The organism is Enterobacter cloacae complex sp. 277I4, from assembly GCF_050031465.1.
Lineage (GTDB): Bacteria > Pseudomonadota > Gammaproteobacteria > Enterobacterales > Enterobacteriaceae > Enterobacter > Enterobacter cloacae.
The window spans coordinates 1,492,796-1,514,958 of the sequence record NZ_JBLGWC010000001.1; the positions used below are offsets into that span (position 1 = coordinate 1,492,796).

Genomic DNA, 22,163 nt, shown 5'->3' on the forward strand with positions numbered 1-22,163 from the left:
TTAGCGCTTAAGATCAGACTTAAAATCACGCTGCTCGTAGCCGGTATACAGCTGACGAGGACGGGCGATTTTCATGCCTTCGCTGTGCATTTCGTTCCAGTGCGCAATCCAGCCCACGGTACGTGCCATGGCGAAGATCACGGTGAACATGGAAGACGGAATGCCCATCGCTTTCAGAATAATGCCAGAGTAGAAGTCTACGTTCGGGTAGAGTTTCTTCTCGATGAAGTACGGGTCGTTCAGCGCGATGTGTTCCAGCTCCATCGCCACTTCCAGCAGATCGTCTTTGGTGCCCAGCTCTTTCAGCACTTCGTGGCAGGTTTCACGCATCACGGTTGCACGTGGGTCGTAGTTTTTGTACACACGGTGACCGAAGCCCATCAGACGGAAGGAGTCATTCTTGTCTTTCGCGCGGCGCACGAATTCAGGAATGTGCTCAACGGTGCTGATCTCTTCCAGCATCTTCAGTGCAGCTTCGTTCGCGCCGCCGTGCGCCGGTCCCCACAGGGAGGCGATGCCCGCAGCGATACAGGCGAACGGGTTCGCGCCTGAAGAGCCTGCGGTACGGACGGTGGAGGTAGAGGCGTTCTGTTCGTGGTCAGCGTGCAGGATCAGAATACGGTCCATCGCGCGTTCCAGCACCGGGTTCACTTCGTACTCTTCGCACGGCGTGGAGAACATCATGCGCAGGAAGTTACCGGCATAGGAGAGGTCGTTGCGTGGATATACGAACGGCTGACCGATGGAGTATTTGTAGCACATCGCTGCCATGGTTGGCATTTTGGACAGCAGGCGGAACGCTGCGATATCGCGGTGGCGTGGGTTATTCACGTCAAGGGAGTCGTGGTAGAACGCCGCCAGCGCACCGGTAATCCCGCACATCACCGCCATCGGGTGAGAGTCACGACGGAACGCATGGAACAGACGGGTAATCTGCTCATGGATCATGGTGTGACGGGTGACGGTGGTTTTGAATTCATCATACTGAGCCTGCGTCGGCTTTTCGCCGTTCAGCAGGATGTAGCACACTTCCAGATAGTTGGATTCTGTGGCTAACTGATCGATGGGGAAGCCGCGATGGAGCAGGATACCTTCGTCACCGTCAATGTAGGTGATTTTGGATTCGCAAGATGCGGTAGAGGTAAATCCAGGGTCAAAGGTGAACACTCCTTTGGAACCCAGCGTACGGATATCAATAACATCCTGACCGAGCGTGCCTTTTAGCACATCCAGTTCAATAGCATCACCACCGTTGAGGGTGAGTTTTGCCTTTGTATCAGCCATTTACGGTCTCCTTAGCGCCTTATGCTTAAGACTGCGCTTTACCGGATTTGCTTTCAGCTGTTAATCACCGTTACCAGATTGTTATTTGGCTTACCGCTCAGCTCACGAGGACAAACCAGGGTACAGAGCTATGGCGCCTTGCAGGTAAACGAATGAAATATCAGTGAAACAACAGCAAATCAGCGTTTTTGCAGTCCGAATTTTTCAAACCTGTATATCACTAATAACTGTCCTGATAACTTCGGTCAATACCATCACACTGTTACATAACTATTTGTCAGGTGAAAGAGAGACCTCATAACTTTTGCGCATTATATGCCTTTTCTGATGACGTTTGTAACAATATTGTTTAACATTTGTCAAATCAGATGATTAAAAATTAAAAAGATGTTGTTATCGTGACCCTGATCACTGTTCCAGAGAAAACCCGACAAACTGTATGTAGGTTAATTGTAATGATTTTGTGAACGGCCTATACTGCCGCCAGGTCTCCGGAACACCCTGCAATCCCGAGCCACCCAGCGTTGTAACGTGTCGTTTTAGCATTTGGAAGCAATGTTTTGCATGACGCGCAGTTATAGAAAAGGAACGCTGTCTGACCCGCATCGCAGTCCGGAGGAAGGAAACAATAAGAACAGCATGTGGGCGTTATTCATGATAAGAAATGTGAAAAAACAAAGACCTGTCAATCTGGATCTCAAAACGATCCGGTTCCCCGTAACAGCAATAGCGTCCATTCTGCACCGTGTATCGGGTGTGATTACGTTTGTGGCGGTAGGCATTCTGCTGTGGTTACTGGGCACCAGCCTCTCTTCTCCTGAAGGATTCCTCCAGGCCTCTGCCATCATGAACAGCTTCTTCGTGAAATTCATCATGTGGGGCATTCTGACCGCACTGGCGTACCACGTTGTGGTGGGTGTTCGCCATATGCTGATGGACTTTGGTTACCTGGAAGAGACTTTCGAAGCCGGGAAACGTTCCGCTAACATTTCATTTGTGATTACAGTCGTGCTTTCACTTCTCGCAGGAGTTCTCGTATGGTAAGCAACGCCTCCGCATTAGGACGCAACGGCGTACATGACTTCATTCTGGTCCGTGCTACCGCCATCGTTCTCACCCTCTACATCATCTATATGATCGGTTTCTTCGCGACCAGCGGCACGCTGACGTGGGAAATCTGGAGTGGGTTCTTCGGATCTGCCTTCACCAAAGTGTTCACCCTGCTGGCGCTGTTCTCCATTCTTATTCATGCCTGGATTGGCATGTGGCAGGTGTTGACCGATTACGTTAAACCGCTGGCGATTCGCCTTCCTCTGCAGCTGGCCATTGTCGTTGCACTGGTGGTTTACGTTATTTATGGATTCGTTGTGGTGTGGGGTGTGTAATGAAACTGCCAGTCAGAGAATTTGATGCTGTTGTGATTGGTGCGGGTGGCGCAGGTATGCGCGCCGCGCTGCAAATTTCCCAGAGCGGCCAGACCTGTGCGCTGCTCTCTAAAGTATTCCCGACCCGTTCCCACACGGTATCTGCGCAGGGCGGTATTACCGTTGCGCTGGGTAACTCCCATGAAGATAACTGGGAATGGCACATGTACGACACGGTAAAAGGGTCCGACTACATCGGCGACCAGGATGCCATCGAATATATGTGTAAGACTGGCCCGGAAGCGATTCTGGAGCTGGATCATATGGGTCTGCCGTTCTCCCGTCTGGAAAATGGCACCATCTATCAACGTCCGTTTGGCGGCCAGTCGAAAAACTTCGGCGGCGAGCAGGCGGCACGTACCGCGGCAGCGGCTGACCGTACCGGTCACGCGCTACTGCATACTCTGTATCAGCAGAACCTGAAAAACCACACTACTATCTTCTCCGAGTGGTATGCGCTGGATCTGGTGAAAAATGCCGATGGCGCGATTGTCGGTTGTACTGCGCTGTGCATTGAAACCGGTGAAGTGGTCTACTTCAAAGCGCGCGCAACCGTGCTGGCGACCGGCGGTGCAGGGCGTATTTACCAGTCCACCACTAACGCCCACATCAATACCGGTGACGGCGTTGGGATGGCTATTCGCGCTGGCGTGCCGGTGCAGGATATGGAGATGTGGCAGTTCCACCCAACCGGTATCGCCGGTGCGGGTGTTCTGGTGACAGAAGGCTGCCGTGGTGAAGGCGGTTACCTGCTGAACAAACACGGCGAACGTTTCATGGAACGCTATGCCCCGAATGCGAAAGACCTGGCGGGTCGTGATGTGGTGGCGCGTTCCATCATGATCGAAATCCGTGAAGGTCGCGGCTGTGATGGCCCATGGGGTCCACACGCCAAGCTGAAACTCGACCACCTGGGTAAAGAGGTACTGGAATCCCGTCTGCCGGGTATTCTGGAGCTGTCCCGTACCTTCGCCCACGTCGACCCGGTGAAAGAGCCAATTCCGGTTATTCCTACCTGCCACTACATGATGGGCGGTATTCCGACCAAAGTGACCGGTCAGGCATTGACCGTGAACGAGCAGGGCGAAGATGTGGTCATCCCAGGCCTGTTCGCGGTAGGCGAAATTGCCTGCGTGTCCGTACACGGTGCCAACCGTCTGGGGGGGAATTCCCTGCTGGACCTGGTGGTGTTTGGTCGTGCGGTGGGTCTGCACCTGCAGGAATCCATTGCCGAACAGGGCGCGCTGCGTGACGCGACCGACGACGAAATTGATGCATCGCTTGAGCGTCTGAACCGCTGGAACGGTAACCGTAACGGTGAAGATCCGGTGGAAATCCGCAAAGCGCTGCAGGAATGTATGCAGCACAACTTCTCGGTATTCCGTGAAGGTGACGCGATGGCGAAAGGTCTTGAGCAACTGAAAGCGATCCGCGAGCGCCTGAAAAACGCCCGTCTGGATGATACTTCCAGCGAGTTCAACACCCAGCGCGTTGAGTGTCTTGAGCTGGATAACCTGATGGAAACCGCGTTCGCAACCGCGATGTCGGCCAACTTCCGTACCGAAAGCCGTGGCGCGCATAGCCGCTTCGACTTCCCGGATCGTGACGATGAAAACTGGCTGTGCCATTCCCTGTATCTGCCAGAGTCGGAAACCATGACGCGCCGTCAGGTGAACATGGAACCGAAACTGCGTCCGGCGTTCCCGCCGAAGATTCGTACTTACTAATGCGGAGACAGGACAATGAAACTCGAATTCTCAGTTTATCGTTATAACCCGGATGTAGATGACGCTCCGCGCATGCAGGATTACACGCTGGAAGCGGAAGAAGGTCGTGACATGATGCTGCTGGATGCGTTAATCCAGCTGAAAGAAAAAGATCCGACACTGTCGTTCCGTCGCTCCTGCCGTGAAGGGGTGTGTGGCTCTGACGGCATCAACATGAACGGCAAAAATGGTCTGGCCTGCATCACGCCAATTTCCGCGTTGCAACGCCCGGGCCAGAAAATTGTTATCCGTCCTCTGCCAGGCCTGCCGGTCGTGCGTGATTTGGTGGTAGACATGGGGCAATTCTATGCACAATATGAGAAGATTAAACCTTACTTATTGAATAATGGGCAAAATCCACCCGCTCGTGAGCATTTACAGTCTCCTGAGCAGCGTGAAAAACTCGACGGCTTGTATGAGTGTATTCTCTGTGCATGTTGTTCAACGTCGTGCCCGTCGTTCTGGTGGAACCCGGACAAGTTCATCGGCCCGGCCGGTCTGCTGGCTGCCTATCGCTTCCTGATCGATAGCCGCGACACCGAAACCGATAGTCGTCTGGAAGGTTTAAGTGACGCTTTCAGCGTATTCCGCTGCCATAGCATCATGAACTGCGTCAGTGTGTGTCCGAAGGGGCTGAACCCGACGCGCGCCATCGGCCATATTAAGTCGATGCTGCTGCAGCGCAGTGCGTAAGTAAGTAGTGAGAGGGGGCGCTGTTCCCCCTCACCCTAACCCTCTCCCAAAGGGAGAGGGGATAGATTGCAGAAACCTTTAAAAACTGCCCTGAAGTCTAGACAGTTTCTAAAGGTTCCTTCGCGGGCCAAAGTAAAAGAGCTCGCAGGTGAACCCCGGCACGTACACGCGGTGTGCGTGGTAGTTTCTACGGCGAAAGTAAGCATAAAAATGCTTAAGGGATCACGATGCAGAACGGCGCAATGAAAGCCTGGCTGGACTCTTCTTACCTCTCTGGTGCCAACCAGAGCTGGATAGAACAGCTCTATGAAGACTTCTTAACCGATCCTGACTCAGTGGACGCAAACTGGCGTTCCATGTTCCAGCAGTTGCCTGGCACGGGAGTCAAACCGGATCAATTCCATTCCAAAACACGTGATTATTTCCGTCGTCTGGCGAAGGATGCCTCACGTTACTCTTCTGCGATTTCCGACCCTGACACCAACGCGAAGCAGGTTAAAGTCCTGCAGCTTATTAACGCTTATCGCTTCCGCGGTCACCAGCATGCGAATCTCGATCCGCTGGGACTGTGGAAACAAGACCGTGTGGCGGATCTCGATCCGGCGTATCACGATCTGACCGAGGCCGATTTCCAGGAAAGCTTTAACGTAGGTTCTTTTGCCATCGGTAAAGACACGATGAAGCTGGGCGATCTGATCGACGCCCTCAAGCAAACCTACTGCGGCTCCATCGGCGCGGAATACATGCATATCACTTCTACCGAAGAGAAACGCTGGATCCAGCAGCGTATCGAATCCGTAGCGGGCCACGCGACCTTCTCGGCTGACGAGAAAAAACGCTTCCTGAACGAACTGACCGCAGCGGAAGGGCTTGAGCGCTATCTGGGCGCGAAGTTCCCGGGCGCAAAACGCTTCTCGCTGGAAGGCGGCGATGCGTTAGTGCCAATGCTGAAAGAGCTGATTCGTCATGCAGGCAAGAGCGGTACCCGTGAAGTGGTACTGGGCATGGCGCACCGTGGTCGTCTGAACGTGCTGGTCAACGTGCTGGGTAAAAAACCGCAGGACCTGTTCGACGAATTCGCGGGCAAACATAAAGAACATCTCGGCACCGGTGACGTGAAGTACCACATGGGCTTCTCGTCTGATATCGAAACCGAAGGCGGTCTGGTTCACCTGGCGCTGGCGTTTAACCCGTCGCACCTGGAGATCGTCAGCCCGGTAGTTATCGGTTCCGTGCGTGCGCGTCTGGATCGTCTGGACGAGCCAAGCAGCAACAAAGTGCTGCCAATTACCATTCACGGTGATGCGGCGGTCACAGGGCAGGGCGTGGTTCAGGAAACCCTGAACATGTCCAAAGCGCGTGGTTATGAAGTGGGCGGTACCGTTCGTATCGTCATCAACAACCAGGTGGGCTTCACAACGTCTAACCCACTGGATGCGCGTTCAACCCCTTACTGCACCGACATCGGCAAGATGGTACAGGCGCCAATCTTCCACGTTAACGCGGATGACCCGGAAGCGGTCGCCTTCGTGACCCGTCTGGCGCTGGACTTCCGTAACACCTTCAAACGCGATGTGTTCATCGATCTGTTCTGCTACCGCCGTCACGGCCACAACGAAGCCGACGAGCCAAGTGCAACCCAGCCGTTGATGTACCAGAAAATCAAAAAACACCCGACGCCGCGCAAAATCTACGCTGACAAGCTGGAAAGCGAAAAAGTGGCGACGCTGGAAGATGCGACCGAAATGGTCAACCTCTACCGCGACGCGCTGGATGCGGGTGAGTGCGTGGTTAAAGAGCTGCGTCCGATGAACATGCACTCCTTTACCTGGTCGCCGTACCTCAACCACGAGTGGGATGAGAGCTACCCGAACAAGGTCGAGATGAAGCGCCTGCAGGAGCTGGCTAAACGCATCAGCACCGTGCCAGACGCCATCGAGATGCAGTCTCGCGTGGCAAAAATTTATGCTGACCGTCAGTCTATGGCGGCAGGTGAGAAGCTGTTCGACTGGGGCGGTGCAGAAACGCTGGCTTACGCGACGCTGGTTGATGAAGGTATTCCTGTTCGTCTGTCCGGTGAAGATGCGGGCCGTGGCACCTTCTTCCACCGCCACGCGGTAGTTCACAACCAGTCTAACGGTTCAACCTACACCCCGCTGCAGCACGTGCACAACGGTCAGGGCCAGTTCAAGGTCTGGGACTCCGTGCTCTCTGAAGAAGCGGTGCTGGCCTTCGAATACGGTTACGCTACCGCAGAGCCGCGTACGCTGACCATCTGGGAAGCGCAGTTCGGTGACTTCGCCAACGGTGCTCAGGTGGTTATCGACCAGTTCATCTCTTCTGGCGAACAGAAATGGGGCCGTATGTGTGGCCTGGTGATGCTCCTGCCACATGGTTATGAAGGCCAGGGTCCTGAGCACTCCTCCGCGCGCCTGGAACGTTATCTGCAGCTCTGCGCTGAGCAGAACATGCAGGTTTGCGTACCGTCCACCCCGGCTCAGGTTTACCACATGCTGCGTCGTCAGGCGCTGCGCGGTATGCGCCGTCCGCTGGTGGTCATGTCACCAAAATCCCTGCTGCGTCACCCACTGGCGGTGTCCAGCCTGGATGAGCTGGCGAATGGCACCTTCCTGCCTGCCATCGGTGAGATTGATGAACTGGATCCGCAGGCTGTGAAGCGTGTGGTGATGTGTTCTGGTAAGGTTTATTACGACCTGCTGGAACAGCGCCGTAAGAACGATCAGAAAGATGTCGCCATCGTGCGTATCGAACAGCTTTATCCATTCCCGCACCAGGCGGTGCAGGAAGCGCTGAAACCGTACGCTCACGTACATGATTTTGTCTGGTGCCAGGAAGAGCCGCTCAACCAGGGCGCATGGTACTGCAGCCAGCATCATTTCCGTGAAGTGATTCCATTTGGGTCTGCTCTGCGTTATGCAGGTCGCCCGGCCTCCGCCTCTCCGGCGGTAGGGTATATGTCCGTTCACCAGAAGCAGCAACAAGATCTGGTCAATGACGCGCTGAACGTCGATTAATTAAAGGATACATAATGAGTAGCGTAGATATTCTTGTTCCCGACCTGCCTGAATCTGTAGCAGATGCGACCGTCGCTACCTGGCATAAAAAACCAGGCGATGCCGTTAAGCGCGATGAAGTGCTGGTAGAAATCGAAACTGACAAAGTGGTACTGGAAGTACCGGCTTCGGCGGATGGCGTTCTGGACGCGGTGCTGGAAGACGAAGGCACCACCGTAACCTCTCGCCAGATCCTGGGTCGCCTGCGTGAAGGCAACAGCGCGGGCAAAGAGTCCAGCGCGAAGTCTGAAGAGAAAGCCTCTACGCCGGCTCAGCGCCAGCAGGCTTCTCTGGAAGAACAGACCAACGACGCGCTCAGCCCGGCGATCCGTCGCCTGCTGGCTGAACACAGCCTTGACCCGGCAGCCATCAAAGGTACCGGTGTAGGCGGTCGTCTGACCCGTGAAGACATCGACAAACACCTGGCGAAAGCGCCTTCTCAGGCAGAAGCGAAAGCCCCTGTGGCAGCCCCAGCAGCACAGCCTGCTCTGGGTGCGCGCAGTGAAAAACGCGTGCCAATGACTCGCCTGCGTAAGCGTGTGGCAGAGCGTCTGCTGGAAGCGAAAAACTCCACCGCGATGCTGACCACCTTCAACGAAGTGAACATGAAGCCAATCATGGACCTGCGTAAGCAGTACGGTGACGCGTTTGAAAAACGTCACGGTATCCGTCTGGGCTTTATGTCCTTCTACGTGAAAGCGGTTGTTGAAGCACTGAAACGCTACCCGGAAGTGAACGCGTCCATCGATGGTGATGACGTGGTTTACCACAACTATTTCGACGTCAGCATGGCGGTGTCTACGCCACGTGGTCTGGTGACTCCGGTTCTGCGTGATGTGGATACCCTGGGTATGGCCGACATCGAGAAAAATATTAAAGAGCTGGCCGTGAAAGGCCGCGACGGCAAGCTGACCGTAGACGACCTGACCGGCGGTAACTTCACCATTACCAACGGCGGCGTATTTGGCTCGCTGATGTCTACCCCGATCATCAACCCGCCGCAGAGCGCGATCCTGGGTATGCACGCCATTAAAGATCGTCCGATGGCGGTAGACGGTAAAGTGGAGATCCTGCCAATGATGTATCTGGCGCTCTCTTACGATCACCGTCTGATCGACGGCCGCGAGTCCGTGGGCTTCCTGGTAGCGATTAAAGAGCTGCTGGAAGATCCAACGCGTCTGCTGCTGGACGTCTAGTCCCTTTTAGCATCACCTGCCCTGTAGGCCGGATACGCCTTGCACCGGCCTGCAGGTTTGAAGATAACGATTACCCTGAAGGATGGATAGAACACATGAACTTACATGAATATCAGGCCAAACAGCTGTTTGCCCGGTATGGCTTACCGGCTCCGGTGGGTTATGCCTGTACTACCCCGCGTGAAGCAGAAGAAGCCGCATCTAAAATCGGTTCCGGCCCGTGGGTAGTTAAATGTCAGGTTCACGCTGGTGGCCGTGGTAAAGCGGGCGGTGTGAAGGTTGTTAAGAGCAAAGAAGAAATTCGTGCATTTGCTGAACATTGGCTCGGCAAGCGTCTGGTCACTTACCAGACAGATGCGAACGGCCAGCCAGTCAACCAGATCCTGGTTGAAGCGGCAACCGACATCGCGAAAGAGCTGTATCTGGGCGCGGTGGTAGACCGTAGCTCACGCCGCGTGGTGTTCATGGCGTCTACCGAAGGCGGCGTGGAAATCGAAAAAGTGGCAGAAGAGACGCCACACCTGATCCATAAAGTGGCTATCGATCCACTGGCAGGTCCAATGCCTTACCAGGGCCGTGAACTGGCGTTCAAACTGGGTCTGGAAGGCAAGCTGGTTCAGCAGTTCACCAAGATCTTTATGGGTCTGGCGACCATCTTCCTGGAGCGCGATCTGGCGCTGATCGAGATCAACCCGCTGGTGATCACCACTCAGGGCGATCTGATCTGCCTCGATGGCAAACTGGGTGCTGACGGCAATGCCCTGTTCCGCCAGCCAGATCTGCGCGAAATGCGTGACCAGTCTCAGGAAGACCCGCGTGAAGCACAGGCTGCTCAGTGGGAACTGAACTACGTGGCGCTGGATGGCAACATCGGCTGCATGGTTAACGGTGCGGGCCTGGCGATGGGCACCATGGACATCGTTAAGCTGCACGGCGGCGAGCCAGCGAACTTCCTCGACGTAGGCGGTGGCGCAACCAAAGAGCGCGTAACCGAAGCGTTCAAAATCATTCTCTCTGACGACAACGTGAAAGCCGTTCTGGTGAACATCTTCGGCGGTATCGTACGTTGCGACCTGATCGCAGACGGCATCATCGGCGCGGTAGAAGAAGTGGGCGTTAACGTTCCGGTTGTTGTGCGTCTTGAAGGTAACAACGCTGAACTCGGCGCGAAAAAACTGGCTGACAGCGGCCTGAATATTATTGCAGCGAAAAGTCTGACGGATGCAGCTCAGCAGGTTGTTGCCGCAGTGGAGGGGAAATAATGTCAGTTTTAATCAATAAAGATACCAAGGTTATCTGCCAGGGCTTCACCGGTAGCCAGGGGACTTTCCACTCCGAGCAGGCGATTGCCTACGGTACGCAGATGGTTGGCGGTGTAACACCAGGTAAAGGTGGCACCACACACCTGGGCCTGCCGGTGTTCAACACCGTGCGTGAAGCCGTAGAAGCGACGGGCGCAACCGCGACCGTTATCTACGTTCCGGCACCGTTCTGCAAAGACTCCATTCTGGAAGCGATCGACGCAGGCATCAAACTGATCATCACCATCACTGAAGGTATCCCGACGCTGGATATGCTGACCGTGAAAGTGAAGCTGGACGAAGCGGGCGTGCGCATGATCGGCCCGAACTGCCCAGGCGTGATCACCCCAGGCGAATGCAAAATCGGCATCATGCCAGGTCACATTCACAAGCCGGGCAAAGTGGGTATCGTTTCCCGTTCCGGTACGCTGACCTATGAAGCGGTTAAGCAGACCACCGACTACGGCTTCGGCCAGTCCACCTGTGTGGGCATCGGCGGTGACCCAATCCCAGGCTCTAACTTCATCGACATCCTGAAGCTATTCCAGGAAGATCCACAGACCGAAGCGATCGTCATGATCGGTGAGATCGGTGGTAGCGCGGAAGAAGAAGCGGCTGCTTACATCAAAGAACACGTAACCAAGCCAGTAGTCGGTTACATCGCGGGTGTGACGGCGCCGAAAGGTAAGCGTATGGGTCACGCAGGCGCGATTATCGCCGGTGGTAAAGGTACGGCTGATGAGAAATTCGCAGCGCTGGAAGCCGCAGGCGTGAAGACCGTTCGCAGCCTGGCGGATATCGGCGAAGCACTGAAATCCATCATTAAGTAAGTCCTCTCTGCGCCCTGAAAGGGGCGCGTTGAAATAAAAAATGTCCGTTTCGACATGGTTGGCCGCTGTAAAGCGGCCTTTTTTATTGCCTGCGTTTCGCCACGAGGGTGAATTTGTAATCGTCGGTATTGAACACGTTGCGGCTGTATTCGAAAACCCGGCCATCTTTCAGGAAACCGCGGGAGACTTTTTCCAGGATCGGTTTTGCCGGATCGAGCGCCAGCGCGGCAATTGCCTCTTCTGAGGGCATGACCGGCACCAGCTCCTGTTCACTGCGATCGATGACCAGCTTTTTGATCTGTTCAACGTAGTGGTATTTCGACTTTTCCATCACTTCCCAGGTGAGGTCGGGGAACATCGCCAGCGGCATCCAGGTTTCTTCCAGGTTTACCGGCTTCTGCTTGATGAAGCGTACGCGCATGACGTGCCAGACCTTATCATCCTCGCCAATTGCCAGCGTAGCCGCGAGTCTTGTATCGGCTTTTACCACTTCAAAAATTTTAACGTCGCTGTGCGTATCAACGTTGCGATCCGCCAGTTTTTCGTAAAAGCCGGTGAGCTGGTAAATGTCGTAATTGACCCGCTCCTCTTTTACATATGAACCACTGCCCTGGATGCTTTCGATGATCTGTTCGTCGGCAAGCAGTTTCAGGGCCTGCCGGACGGTGACGCGGCTGACGCTAAACGCCTCCTGAAGGCTGGATTCCGTTGGTAGCGCGTCACCCGGTTTTAATTCTCCGGCGTTAATTTTTTCGCGGAAGACATCCGCTATCTGCCGGTATCGCGGTTTATTGCCCATTTTATTGCGCCTGATTAATACCTTTTCTGAGAATTATGCATTCAACTAATGATTTGTAAATAATACAAATTAAATACAAATGTTGATGTTAGTGAAAATGATCACATAAATGTATTATCCGCTCTGCCACAATCCTCCGCAGACTATAACGATGCAACTGTGAGGATCTCTATGAACCTGACGACCCTGACCGATCCGCGTGCTGTCTGCGTTCAGGCGCAGTTTACCCGCCGTGATGAGGCAATACGTCAGCTCGCGATGCGGCTGGAGGCGCTGGGCAAAATCACTGACGCCGAGGCTTTTCTGGTGGACGTTTTTCAACGGGAATCGCTTGGCCCAACCGCGCTGGGTGAGGGGCTGGCTGTCCCCCATGGCAAATCGGCCACGGTAAAAGAGGCGGCATTTGCCGTCGCAACGCTGTGCGAGCCGCTGGAATGGGAAGGGGTGGACGGGCCGGAAGAGGTCACGCTCATTTTCCTGCTCGCGATCCCTCCGGCGGAAGCCGGATCAACGCATATTGAGGTGTTAACGGCGCTCACGTCTCGCCTGGCGGATGACGATCTCAGGGCCCGCGTAATGGCGGCGACCACGGCAGAAGGTGTGCTGACCGCGCTGGACGCCGCACCCGGGGAGCAGGCCGACGCCATCCAGGAGAGTGCCCCGACTATTGTCTGCGTTACCGCCTGCCCGGCCGGGATTGCCCACACCTATATGGCGGCGGAGTACCTGGAAAAAGCGGGACGCAGGATGGGCGTCAACGTGGTGGTGGAAAAGCAGGGGGCGAACGGCATTGAGGGACGCCTCACGTCGCAGCAACTGCAGGAGGCCAGAGCATGTATCTTTGCCGCAGAAGTGGCGATCAAAGAGAGTGAACGCTTTGCGGGGATCCCCACCGTTTCCGTACCCGTTGCGGAGCCACTACGCCATGCTGAAGCGTTAATAGAACGTGCGCTGGCGTTAAAGCCTGCCGACGCTGCGCGTCATGCGACCGTCGATACCGAAACTAAAAAGAGTGTCAAAACCGAGCTCAAACAGGCGCTCCTGAGCGGCATCTCCTTTGCGGTGCCGTTGATTGTTGCTGGCGGTACAGTGCTGGCCGTGTCGGTATTGCTGGCGCAAACCCTGGAGCTGCAGCACTTGTTCGATCAGGAAAATTCGTGGCTGTGGATGTACCGCAAGCTTGGCGGCGGCATGCTTGGCATGCTGATGGTTCCCGTTCTGGCGGCGTATACCGCTTATTCACTGGCGGATAAACCGGCGCTGACGCCGGGTTTCGCTGCCGGTCTGGCTGCCAATATGATTGGTTCCGGTTTTCTGGGGGCCATCGCAGGCGGGCTGATTGCGGGCTACCTGATGCGCTGGGTGAAAAATCACATTCGCCTCAGTAGCCGCTTCAACGGCTTCTTAACCTTTTATCTTTATCCGGTTATTGGCGTGCTGGGCGCAGGCAGCCTGATGCTGTTTGTGATCGGCGAACCGGTGGCCTGGATAAACAACGCGCTCACCGCCTGGCTCAATGGTCTTTCTGGCGCGAATGCGCTGCTCCTGGGCGCGATCCTTGGCTTTATGTGTTCGTTCGATTTGGGCGGGCCGGTTAACAAAGCCTCCTACGCGTTCTGCCTCGGGGCGATGGCCAACGGGGTGTATGGCCCCTATGCGATTTTCGCCTCCGTCAAGATGGTCTCGGCCTTTACCGTGACGGCGTCAACGATGCTGGCGCCGAGATTGTTTAAACCGTTTGAAATTGAAACCGGCAAATCAACGTGGCTGCTTGGCCTCGCGGGCATTACCGAAGGGGCGATACCGATGGCGATTGAAGATCCCCTCCGCGTCATTGGCTCATTTGTGCTGGGCTCCATGGTGACAGGGGCGATTGTTGGCGCGATGGGGATCGGCCTGTCCACGCCGGGCGCAGGCATTTTCTCGCTCTTTTTACTTCATGATGCAGGGCTGAGCGGTGTGGTTGCAGCGGCAGGCTGGTTTGGTGCGGCGCTGGTGGGGACCGCTATCTCCACATTTATTCTGCTGCTCTGGCGACGTCAGGCGGTCAAAACGGGCAAATACATCACTGAAGACGCCATACCGTAAAACGCACAACACAGGAAACGAAGATGAAAGCTGTATCTCGCGTTCATATCACGCCGCATATGCACTGGGACCGTGAGTGGTACTTCACCACCGAAGAGTCGCGTATTCTTCTGGTCAATAATATGGAAGAGATCCTGACCCGTCTGGAGCAGGACGAGGCCTATAAATATTACGTTCTCGACGGACAGACGGCAGTGCTGGAGGATTACTTTGCCGTCAAGCCCGAAAACCGCTCGCGGGTGAAGGCACTTGTCGAGCGCGGAAAACTGATTATCGGCCCGTGGTATACCCAGACCGATACCACGATCGTCAGCGGCGAGTCGATTGTCCGCAACCTGATGTACGGTATTCGCGACTGTATGGCGTTCGGCGAGCCGATGATGATCGGTTATCTGCCGGATTCGTTTGGGATGTCAGGCCAGCTTCCGCATATTTATAACGGCTTTGGCATTACCCGCACGATGTTCTGGCGCGGCTGTTCTGAACGACACGGTACCGATAAAACCGAATTTCTCTGGCAGAGCCAGGACGGCAGTGAAGTGACGGCACAGGTGCTGCCGCTGGGCTATGCGATTGGTAAGTACTTACCTGAGGATGAGGCCGGGCTACGAAAACGGCTCGACAGTTATTTCGAGGTCCTGGAAAACGCCTCTGTCACCAAAGAGATTTTGCTGCCCAACGGACACGACCAGATGCCGCTGCAGCAGAACCTTTTTGCGGTGATGGAGAAGCTTCGTGAAATCTATCCGCAACGTCAGTTTGTGATGAGCCGCTTCGAGGAGGTGTTTGACCATATTGAGGCGCGGCGCGATGAACTGGCGACGCTGAAAGGGGAGTTTATCGACGGGAAATACATGCGCGTGCACCGGACAATCGGCTCCACGCGCATGGACATTAAAATCGCCCATGCGCGTATCGAGAATAAAATCGTCAACGTGCTTGAGCCGCTGGCGACGCTTGCCTGGACTCTCGGCTTCGACTATCACCACGGTCTGCTGGAGAAAATGTGGAAAGAGATCCTCAAGAATCACGCCCACGACAGCATCGGCTGCTGCTGCAGCGACAAGGTGCATCGCGAGATTGTTTCCCGCTTTGAGCTGGCGGAGGACATGGCAGACAACCTGGTGCGCTTCTATATGCGCAAGATTGTCGACAACATGCCGCAATCCGACGCCGATAAGCTGGTGATGTTCAACCTGATGCCCTGGCCGCGTGAAGAGGTGATGAACACCACGATTCGGCTGCGCGCCAGCCAGTTTCGTCTGCGTGATGAGAAAGGCAACGAGATCCCGTATTTCATTCGCAGCGCGCGCGAGCTCGACCCTGGTCTCATTGACCGGCAGATTGTCCATTACGGCAACTACGAACCGTTTATGGAGTTTGATATCCAGCTCAGCCAGATCCTGCCGTCGATGGGCTACCGTACGCTGTTTATAGAACCGCACGTAGCCGGAAAGGTGCTCTCTCCGGCGCAAAACACCGGTGCTTTACTCGAAAATGCTTTCTGGCAGATTGATATAAACGACGACGGTACGCTGCGTCTGCGCGACAAAGAAACCGGCCTGATTTACGACCGGGTACTGGAGATTGAAGAGAGTTCGGATGATGGCGATGAGTACGACTACTCGCCTTCACGGGAAGAGTGGAGACTCACTTCAGCACAGGGCGAGCATCAGGTTGACGTCATACACGAAGCCTGGCAGAGCAGGGCGGTGATCCGCCACCGTATTGCTGTACCGGCAAACCTCTCTGAACGCGCAGCACGTCAGCGAAAGGGTTCTCTTGAGGTGGCATTTGACATTACGCTCAGCCACAACAGCAGACGTATTGATGTGGCGGTGCGTCTGGATAACCAGGCGGATGACCACCGCGTTCGGGTGCTGATCCCCACACCGTTTACGACTCAGCACGTGCTCGCGGATACGCAGTTTGGCACCATTACTCGCCCCGTGCAGGACGCTGCGATGCAACGCTGGCAGGAAGAGGGCTGGAAAGAAGCGCCCGTTCCTGTCTGGAATTTGCTCAACTATGCCGTGCTGCAGGAAAAGCGAAACGGGCTTGCGCTGTTTACAGAAGGACTACGTGAATTTGAAGTGGTGGGCGATACCAAAAAAGCCTTTGCGCTGACTCTGCTGCGCGGCGTGGGGTTACTCGGAAAAGAAGATTTGCTGTTGCGCCCTGGCAGACCTTCGGGGATTAAGATGCCCGTCCCGGATTCCCAGATGCGTGGTCCGTTAACCTGCCGTTTTAGCCTGTTCAGTTTCAGTGGCACCCCTGAAAGCTCGGGCGTCACGCAGCAGGCTAAGGCGTGGTTAACGCCGGTGCAGTGCTATAACAAGATCCCCTGGGATGCGATGAAATTAAACCGTGCGTCGTTCACCACGCCGGAAAGTTACAGTCTGCTGGCGCTTTCCCCGACGGGATGCGTGCTCAGCGCGCTCAAAAAAGCGGAAGATCGGGATGAACTTATTCTTCGCCTGTTCAACCCTTCGGAGTCCAGCGTCTGCGAGACGACGTTATCCGTTAACCCGGCGTTGAAACGGTGCGGCGAAACGGACCTGAATGAACGGTTACTGGATGATCGTGAAGAGCAGGGGATTACCGGCACGTTCAGACCGGGGCAGTCACGAACCTTTAGCATTCTTCTTGCCTGAAAAACGAAAAAAGGCTGCCAAGTGCAGCCTTTTTTCATTAAATAGTCACGCTACGGTGTTAACTTATAGAGCGCGAAAAGTAAATTAAATGTAATTTCGAAGGGTTGCAGTCAAACTCTGGAAAAATAACCTGGCCCGACTACGCTTTAAGGATTGCCCCGCGTCGAAAAGGTGTTTTTCTTTTGCGTTAATTAAAATCACTTCTGTTTATATTTTTTCCCTTCTTCGATAACCAATCACAGCTTTGTATGCACATATCGTTAACATGGTTTTCACCATTCTTACCGCGTTTAAACATGGTTAACATCGGTCGTTGTTTTTGATTTAAATCAAAGTTTAATCCTTGGAAAAAGGTGCTTAAAAGCGCTAAATTGTCCCCGATCAAAATGGTCGAAAAGTGGTAATTTTGCTATAAATTGATCGCCGTCGAAAAACGTAAATATGATTCAATAAAAACCTGTTTATTGTAAGGGTTTTGCAGCGTATTATATTTGCGGGACCAATTTGAGTTTTTTATTAACGTATTTGTAACCTTTCATCACTGCTTTTTCATTCTGTAGAGAATAGGCAACGAAGAAGGGGAGCAGATAACTTTGTATTGGGGCATGCGTGTGGATCCTTTTCCTGGGGTTCACTCTCGGAGTCTTCATGCGATGAGCAAGGAGTCATAATGTTAGACGTAGTCGAACTGTCGCGCTTACAGTTTGCCTTGACCGCGATGTACCACTTCCTGTTTGTGCCGCTGACGCTCGGTATGGCGTTCCTGCTGGCCATCATGGAAACGGTATACGTTCTGTCCGGCAAACAGATTTATAAAGATATGACCAAGTTCTGGGGCAAGTTGTTTGGTATCAACTTTGCACTGGGCGTGGCTACCGGTTTGACCATGGAGTTCCAGTTCGGGACTAACTGGTCATATTATTCCCACTATGTAGGGGATATCTTCGGTGCGCCGCTGGCCATTGAAGGTCTGATGGCCTTCTTCCTCGAATCCACCTTTGTAGGTCTGTTCTTCTTCGGCTGGGACCGTCTGGGCAAAGTCCAGCATATGGCGGTGACCTGGCTGGTGGCATTAGGGTCTAACCTGTCCGCGCTGTGGATCCTGGTGGCAAACGGCTGGATGCAGAACCCGATTGCGTCTGATTTCAACTTCGAAACCATGCGTATGGAGATGGTCAGCTTTGCCGAACTGGTCCTGAACCCGGTTGCTCAGGTTAAATTCGTCCACACCGTGGCCTCTGGCTATGTGTGCGGCGCGATGTTCATTCTGGGCATCAGCTCCTACTATATGCTGCGTGGTCGTGACTTCGCCTTCGCTAAACGTTCCTTTGCTATCGCTGCAAGCTTCGGTATGGCTGCCATCCTCTCCGTTATCGTGCTGGGTGATGAATCCGGTTATGAAATGGGTGACGTACAGAAAACCAAGCTCGCCGCAATCGAAGCTGAATGGGAAACCCAACCGGCCCCGGCTGCCTTTACCCTGTTCGGTATTCCGGACCAGGACGCCCAGGAAAACCGCTTCGCCATTCAAATTCCTTATGCGCTGGGTATCATCGCCACCCGTTCTGTTGACAAACAGGTGACGGGTCTGAAAGAGCTGATGGAGCAGCACGAAGGCCGTATCCGTAACGGTATGAAAGCCTACGCTCTGCTGGAACAGCTGCGTGCCGGTTCTACCGACCAGGCCGTTCGTGACCAGTTCAACGACGTGAAGAAAGATCTGGGCTACGGTCTGCTGCTGAAACGCTATACCCCGAACGTCTCCGACGCGACGGAAGCGCAGATCCAGATGGCAACCAAAGACTCTATTCCACGCGTAGCGCCACTCTACTTTGCATTCCGTATCATGGTAGGCTGCGGCATCATCATGCTGCTGATCATTGCGGCGTCCTTCTGGTCTGTGATTCGTAACCGCATCGGCGAGAAAAAATGGCTGCTGCGTACGGCGTTGTATGCTATCCCGCTGCCGTGGATCGCAATTGAGTCCGGCTGGTTTGTTGCGGAGTATGGACGTCAGCCATGGGCGATTGGTGAGGTGCTGCCAACGGCGGTGGCCAACTCCTCGCTGACAGCAGGCGATCTGATCTTCTCAATGCTGCTGATCTGTGGTCTCTACACCCTGTTCCTGGTGGCTGAACTGTTCCTGATGTTCAAGTTCGCGCGCCTTGGCCCAAGCAGCCTGAAAACCGGTCGCTATCACTACGAGCAGTCCGGTGTGACTACTCAGCCGGCACGCTAAGACAGGAGTCATCAAATGATCGATTATGAAGTATTGCGTTTTATCTGGTGGCTGTTGATCGGTGTTCTGCTGATCGGTTTTGCTGTCACGGATGGTTTCGACATGGGGGTGGGGATGCTCACCCGTTTCCTCGGTCGTAATGACACCGAGCGTCGAATCATGATCAACTCCATCGCCCCGCACTGGGACGGTAACCAGGTGTGGCTGATCACCGCAGGCGGCGCGCTGTTCGCTGCCTGGCCGATGGTTTACGCGGCTGCGTTCTCCGGTTTCTACGTGGCGATGATTCTGGTTCTGGCGTCTTTATTCTTCCGTCCGGTCGGTTTCGACTACCGTTCCAAGATTGAAGACACCCGCTGGCGTAACATGTGGGACTGGGGCATCTTCATTGGTAGCTTCGTTCCACCGCTGGTGATTGGTGTGGCATTCGGTAACCTGCTGCAGGGTGTACCGTTCCACATGGACGAGTACATGCGTCTTTACTACACCGGTAACTTCTTCCAGCTGCTGAATCCGTTTGGTCTGCTGGCAGGCGTAGTCAGTGTGGCGATGATCATCACCCAGGGCGCAACCTATCTGCAGATGCGTACTGTTGGTGAGCTGCATCTGCGTTCTCGTGCAACGGCTCAGGTTGCTGCCCTGATCACACTGGTCTGCTTCGCGCTGGCAGGTGTTTGGGTGGTCTACGGTATTGATGGTTACGTGGTGACGTCTGCGATTAACCACGTCGCGCCGTCTAACCCGCTGACCAAAGAAGTGGCGCGTGAGGCCGGTGCATGGCTGGTGAACTTCAACGCGATGCCTGTGCTGTGGGCTATTCCGGCGTTGGGTGTGTTGCTGCCGCTGCTGACGGTTCTGACGTCTCGTCTGGAAAAAGGCGCTCTGGCGTTCGTGTTCTCATCACTGACGCTGGCGTGCATCATCCTGACTGCAGGTATCGCTATGTTCCCATTCGTGATGCCATCCAGCACCATGCTGAATGCTAGCCTGACCATGTGGGATGCAACCTCCAGCCATATGACGCTGAACTTAATGACTTATGTTGCTTGCGTGTTCGTTCCGATTGTTCTGGCCTACACCATCTGGTGTTACTGGAAAATGTTCGGTCGTATCACTAAAGAACATATCGAAAGCAACACCCACTCTATGTACTAAGTAAGGAGCTGAATATGTGGTATTTCGCATGGATTTTAGGGACGCTTCTTGCCTGTGCTTTTGGTGTCATCACTGCCCTGGCGCTTGAGCACGTTGAAGCGACCAAAGCGGGTGAAGAAAAACACTAATGAAGATTATCGCAACGTTATATGCGGTAATGGATAAGCGCCCGTTACGGGCGCTTTCTTTAGTGATGGCATTACTGCTGGCAGGGTGTATCTTCTGGGACCCTTCGCGTTTTGCAGCGAAGACCAGCGAGCTTGAGATCTGGCACGGCTTTCTCATTATGTGGGCGGTGTGCGCAGGTGTGATCCACGGCGTAGGCTTTCGTCCGAAAGCGATTCACTGGCAGGGCATTTTCTGCCCGCTTATCGCCGATATCGTGCTGCTTGCTGGATTGATTTTCTTCTTCTTCTGAATAAGAAATGTCCGTTAACCATATGGGCTTACCCGAGCCCATAAAAATTTACTCTCCGTTTACTTTCTCCCATTCCAAACCATCATTCCCGCGCGTATAGTAGCGAAGTTTAAAGCATAAACTTTTGTTGCATTACCGGGATGTAAAGTGAATACAACGCTGTTTCGATGGCCGGTTCGTGTCTATTACGAAGATACCGATGCCGGTGGTGTGGTTTACCACGCCAGCTACGTTGCTTTTTATGAACGGGCACGCACAGAGATGCTGCGCCATCATCACTTTAGTCAACAGGTACTGTTGGCTGAGCGAGTTGCCTTTGTGGTACGCAAGATGACGCTTGAGTATTTTGCGCCTGCCAGACTCGACGATATGCTCGAAGTCCAAACTGAAATTACATCAATGCGCGGAACCTCGCTGGTTTTCACGCAGCGGATAGTCAATGCAGAGAACACCGTACTGAACTCAGCTGAAGTACTGATTGTCTGTGTTGATCCAACCATAATGAAGCCTCGTGCGCTTCCTAAGTCTATTGTCGCGGAGTTTAAGCAGTGACTGACATGAATATCCTTGATTTGTTCCTGAAGGCAAGCCTTCTGGTTAAACTTATCATGCTGATTTTGATTGGTTTTTCAATCGCATCCTGGGCCATCATCATCCAGAGAACGCGTATTCTCAATGCGGCTGGCCGTGAAGCGGAAGCGTTTGAAGATAAGTTCTGGTCGGGTATCGAACTGTCCCGTCTGTATCAGGAAAGTCAGGGTCGTCGCGATAGTCTCGCTGGCTCCGAACAAATTTTCTACAGCGGATTCAAAGAGTTTGCCCGTCTGCATCGCGCGAACAGCCATGCACCTGAAGCGGTGGTGGAAGGAGCCTCGCGTGCGATGCGTATCTCCATGAACCGCGAGCTGGAAAATCTCGAAACGCACATTCCTTTCCTGGGAACGGTGGGTTCCATTAGCCCGTATATCGGCCTGTTTGGTACGGTGTGGGGGATTATGCACGCCTTTATCGCGCTGGGCGCAGTGAAGCAGGCGACGTTGCAGATGGTTGCACCGGGTATTGCAGAAGCACTGATTGCAACCGCTATCGGTCTGTTTGCGGCAATCCCGGCGGTTATGGCTTACAACCGTCTGAACCAGCGCGTGAATAAACTGGAACTGAACTACGACAACTTCATGGAAGAGTTCACCGCGATTCTGCACCGTCAGGCGTTTACCAGCACCGAGAGCAACAAGGGGTAAA

18 protein-coding genes are annotated in these 22,163 nt (G+C 54.2%); 16 read left to right on the forward strand and 2 right to left on the reverse strand.

Features of this window, described 5'->3' with window-relative positions; translation table 11 throughout:
- On the reverse strand, positions 1-1,284 hold the full coding sequence (locus tag ACQG19_RS07165) for a citrate synthase (RefSeq protein ID WP_013097545.1): 1,284 nt from the start codon (positions 1,282-1,284) through the stop codon (positions 1-3).
- 639 nt (positions 1,285-1,923) lie between these two features.
- Between ACQG19_RS07165 and sdhC the strand changes: the two genes are divergently transcribed.
- From sdhC to sucD, 8 genes are all read left to right on the forward strand, one after another.
- On the forward strand, positions 1,924-2,328 hold the full coding sequence (sdhC, locus tag ACQG19_RS07170; RefSeq protein WP_020684965.1) for a succinate dehydrogenase cytochrome b556 subunit: 405 nt from the start codon (positions 1,924-1,926) through the stop codon (positions 2,326-2,328).
- Positions 2,322-2,669 carry a succinate dehydrogenase membrane anchor subunit gene (sdhD, locus tag ACQG19_RS07175; protein WP_008501088.1) on the forward strand — a complete coding sequence of 116 codons (348 nt, stop codon included), beginning with the start codon at positions 2,322-2,324 and terminating at the stop codon, positions 2,667-2,669. The genes sdhC and sdhD overlap by 7 nt, the downstream gene beginning before the upstream one ends.
- Positions 2,669-4,435: a succinate dehydrogenase flavoprotein subunit gene (gene sdhA / locus ACQG19_RS07180; protein ID WP_014831113.1), complete on the forward strand. Its 1,767-nt coding sequence runs from the start codon at positions 2,669-2,671 to the stop codon at positions 4,433-4,435. Before sdhD ends, sdhA begins: the two co-directional genes overlap by 1 nt.
- A gap of 15 nt (positions 4,436-4,450) precedes the next feature.
- A complete protein-coding gene (sdhB, locus tag ACQG19_RS07185; protein ID WP_246931539.1) occupies positions 4,451-5,167 on the forward strand; it encodes a succinate dehydrogenase iron-sulfur subunit SdhB in 717 nt (238 codons plus the stop codon).
- A gap of 227 nt (positions 5,168-5,394) precedes the next feature.
- On the forward strand, positions 5,395-8,202 hold the full coding sequence (gene sucA, locus ACQG19_RS07190; RefSeq protein WP_023622290.1) for a 2-oxoglutarate dehydrogenase E1 component: 2,808 nt from the start codon (positions 5,395-5,397) through the stop codon (positions 8,200-8,202).
- A 14-nt stretch (positions 8,203-8,216) separates the two neighbouring features.
- A complete protein-coding gene (odhB, locus tag ACQG19_RS07195; protein WP_095439893.1) occupies positions 8,217-9,437 on the forward strand; it encodes a 2-oxoglutarate dehydrogenase complex dihydrolipoyllysine-residue succinyltransferase in 1,221 nt (406 codons plus the stop codon).
- Positions 9,438-9,532: 95 nt separating this feature from the next.
- Entirely contained in the window at positions 9,533-10,699 is a 1,167-nt protein-coding gene (sucC, locus tag ACQG19_RS07200) for an ADP-forming succinate--CoA ligase subunit beta (RefSeq protein ID WP_006809579.1), read from the forward strand.
- Complete coding sequence (gene sucD, locus ACQG19_RS07205) at positions 10,699-11,568, forward strand: succinate--CoA ligase subunit alpha (protein WP_008501094.1); 870 nt, start codon at positions 10,699-10,701, stop codon at positions 11,566-11,568. Before sucC ends, sucD begins: the two co-directional genes overlap by 1 nt.
- 82 nt (positions 11,569-11,650) lie before the next feature.
- On the opposite strand, the gene ACQG19_RS07210 is transcribed toward sucD, so the two are convergent.
- Positions 11,651-12,367, reverse strand: coding sequence for a GntR family transcriptional regulator (locus ACQG19_RS07210; protein WP_246931538.1), 717 nt, complete (start codon positions 12,365-12,367; stop codon positions 11,651-11,653).
- 171 nt (positions 12,368-12,538) lie between these two features.
- Here ACQG19_RS07210 and mngA point away from each other — a divergent pair, with 171 nt between their 5' ends.
- From mngA to tolQ, 8 genes are all read left to right on the forward strand, one after another.
- Positions 12,539-14,455, forward strand: coding sequence for a PTS 2-O-a-mannosyl-D-glycerate transporter subunit IIABC (gene mngA, locus ACQG19_RS07215; protein ID WP_148790822.1), 1,917 nt, complete (start codon positions 12,539-12,541; stop codon positions 14,453-14,455).
- A gap of 23 nt (positions 14,456-14,478) precedes the next feature.
- Complete coding sequence (mngB, locus tag ACQG19_RS07220) at positions 14,479-17,109, forward strand: mannosylglycerate hydrolase (protein WP_246931536.1); 2,631 nt, start codon at positions 14,479-14,481, stop codon at positions 17,107-17,109.
- A 670-nt stretch (positions 17,110-17,779) separates the two neighbouring features.
- The gene (cydA, locus tag ACQG19_RS07225; RefSeq protein ID WP_013097536.1) at positions 17,780-19,348 is read left to right on the forward strand and encodes a cytochrome ubiquinol oxidase subunit I; all 1,569 of its coding nucleotides are present in this window, start codon (positions 17,780-17,782) and stop codon (positions 19,346-19,348) included.
- Positions 19,349-19,363: 15 nt separating this feature from the next.
- Positions 19,364-20,503, forward strand: coding sequence for a cytochrome d ubiquinol oxidase subunit II (gene cydB / locus ACQG19_RS07230; protein WP_013097535.1), 1,140 nt, complete (start codon positions 19,364-19,366; stop codon positions 20,501-20,503).
- Between the two features lie 14 nt (positions 20,504-20,517).
- The gene (gene cydX / locus ACQG19_RS07235; RefSeq protein WP_003858598.1) at positions 20,518-20,631 is read left to right on the forward strand and encodes a cytochrome bd-I oxidase subunit CydX; all 114 of its coding nucleotides are present in this window, start codon (positions 20,518-20,520) and stop codon (positions 20,629-20,631) included.
- Complete coding sequence (gene ybgE / locus ACQG19_RS07240) at positions 20,631-20,921, forward strand: cyd operon protein YbgE (RefSeq protein WP_013097534.1); 291 nt, start codon at positions 20,631-20,633, stop codon at positions 20,919-20,921. The genes cydX and ybgE overlap by 1 nt, the downstream gene beginning before the upstream one ends.
- Positions 20,922-21,068: 147 nt before the next feature.
- Entirely contained in the window at positions 21,069-21,473 is a 405-nt protein-coding gene (gene ybgC, locus ACQG19_RS07245; RefSeq protein WP_003858593.1) for a tol-pal system-associated acyl-CoA thioesterase, read from the forward strand.
- Positions 21,470-22,162 carry a Tol-Pal system protein TolQ gene (gene tolQ / locus ACQG19_RS07250; RefSeq protein WP_013097532.1) on the forward strand — a complete coding sequence of 231 codons (693 nt, stop codon included), beginning with the start codon at positions 21,470-21,472 and terminating at the stop codon, positions 22,160-22,162. Before ybgC ends, tolQ begins: the two co-directional genes overlap by 4 nt.
- Position 22,163 lies beyond the last annotated feature (1 nt).

Bases quoted from the DNA above. Each gene is read 5' to 3' on its own strand.
- ACQG19_RS07165 (WP_013097545.1), bottom strand. From the start codon at position 1,284: ATGGCTGATACAAAGGCAAAACTCACCCTCAACGGTGGTGATGCTATT.
- sdhC (WP_020684965.1), top strand. From the start codon at position 1,924: ATGTGGGCGTTATTCATGATAAGAAATGTGAAAAAACAAAGACCTGTC.
- sdhD (WP_008501088.1), top strand. From the start codon at position 2,322: ATGGTAAGCAACGCCTCCGCATTAGGACGCAACGGCGTACATGACTTC.
- sdhA (WP_014831113.1), top strand. From the start codon at position 2,669: ATGAAACTGCCAGTCAGAGAATTTGATGCTGTTGTGATTGGTGCGGGT.
- sdhB (WP_246931539.1), top strand. From the start codon at position 4,451: ATGAAACTCGAATTCTCAGTTTATCGTTATAACCCGGATGTAGATGAC.
- sucA (WP_023622290.1), top strand. From the start codon at position 5,395: ATGCAGAACGGCGCAATGAAAGCCTGGCTGGACTCTTCTTACCTCTCT.
- odhB (WP_095439893.1), top strand. From the start codon at position 8,217: ATGAGTAGCGTAGATATTCTTGTTCCCGACCTGCCTGAATCTGTAGCA.
- sucC (WP_006809579.1), top strand. From the start codon at position 9,533: ATGAACTTACATGAATATCAGGCCAAACAGCTGTTTGCCCGGTATGGC.
- sucD (WP_008501094.1), top strand. From the start codon at position 10,699: ATGTCAGTTTTAATCAATAAAGATACCAAGGTTATCTGCCAGGGCTTC.
- ACQG19_RS07210 (WP_246931538.1), bottom strand. From the start codon at position 12,367: ATGGGCAATAAACCGCGATACCGGCAGATAGCGGATGTCTTCCGCGAA.
- mngA (WP_148790822.1), top strand. From the start codon at position 12,539: ATGAACCTGACGACCCTGACCGATCCGCGTGCTGTCTGCGTTCAGGCG.
- mngB (WP_246931536.1), top strand. From the start codon at position 14,479: ATGAAAGCTGTATCTCGCGTTCATATCACGCCGCATATGCACTGGGAC.
- cydA (WP_013097536.1), top strand. From the start codon at position 17,780: ATGTTAGACGTAGTCGAACTGTCGCGCTTACAGTTTGCCTTGACCGCG.
- cydB (WP_013097535.1), top strand. From the start codon at position 19,364: ATGATCGATTATGAAGTATTGCGTTTTATCTGGTGGCTGTTGATCGGT.
- cydX (WP_003858598.1), top strand. From the start codon at position 20,518: ATGTGGTATTTCGCATGGATTTTAGGGACGCTTCTTGCCTGTGCTTTT.
- ybgE (WP_013097534.1), top strand. From the start codon at position 20,631: ATGAAGATTATCGCAACGTTATATGCGGTAATGGATAAGCGCCCGTTA.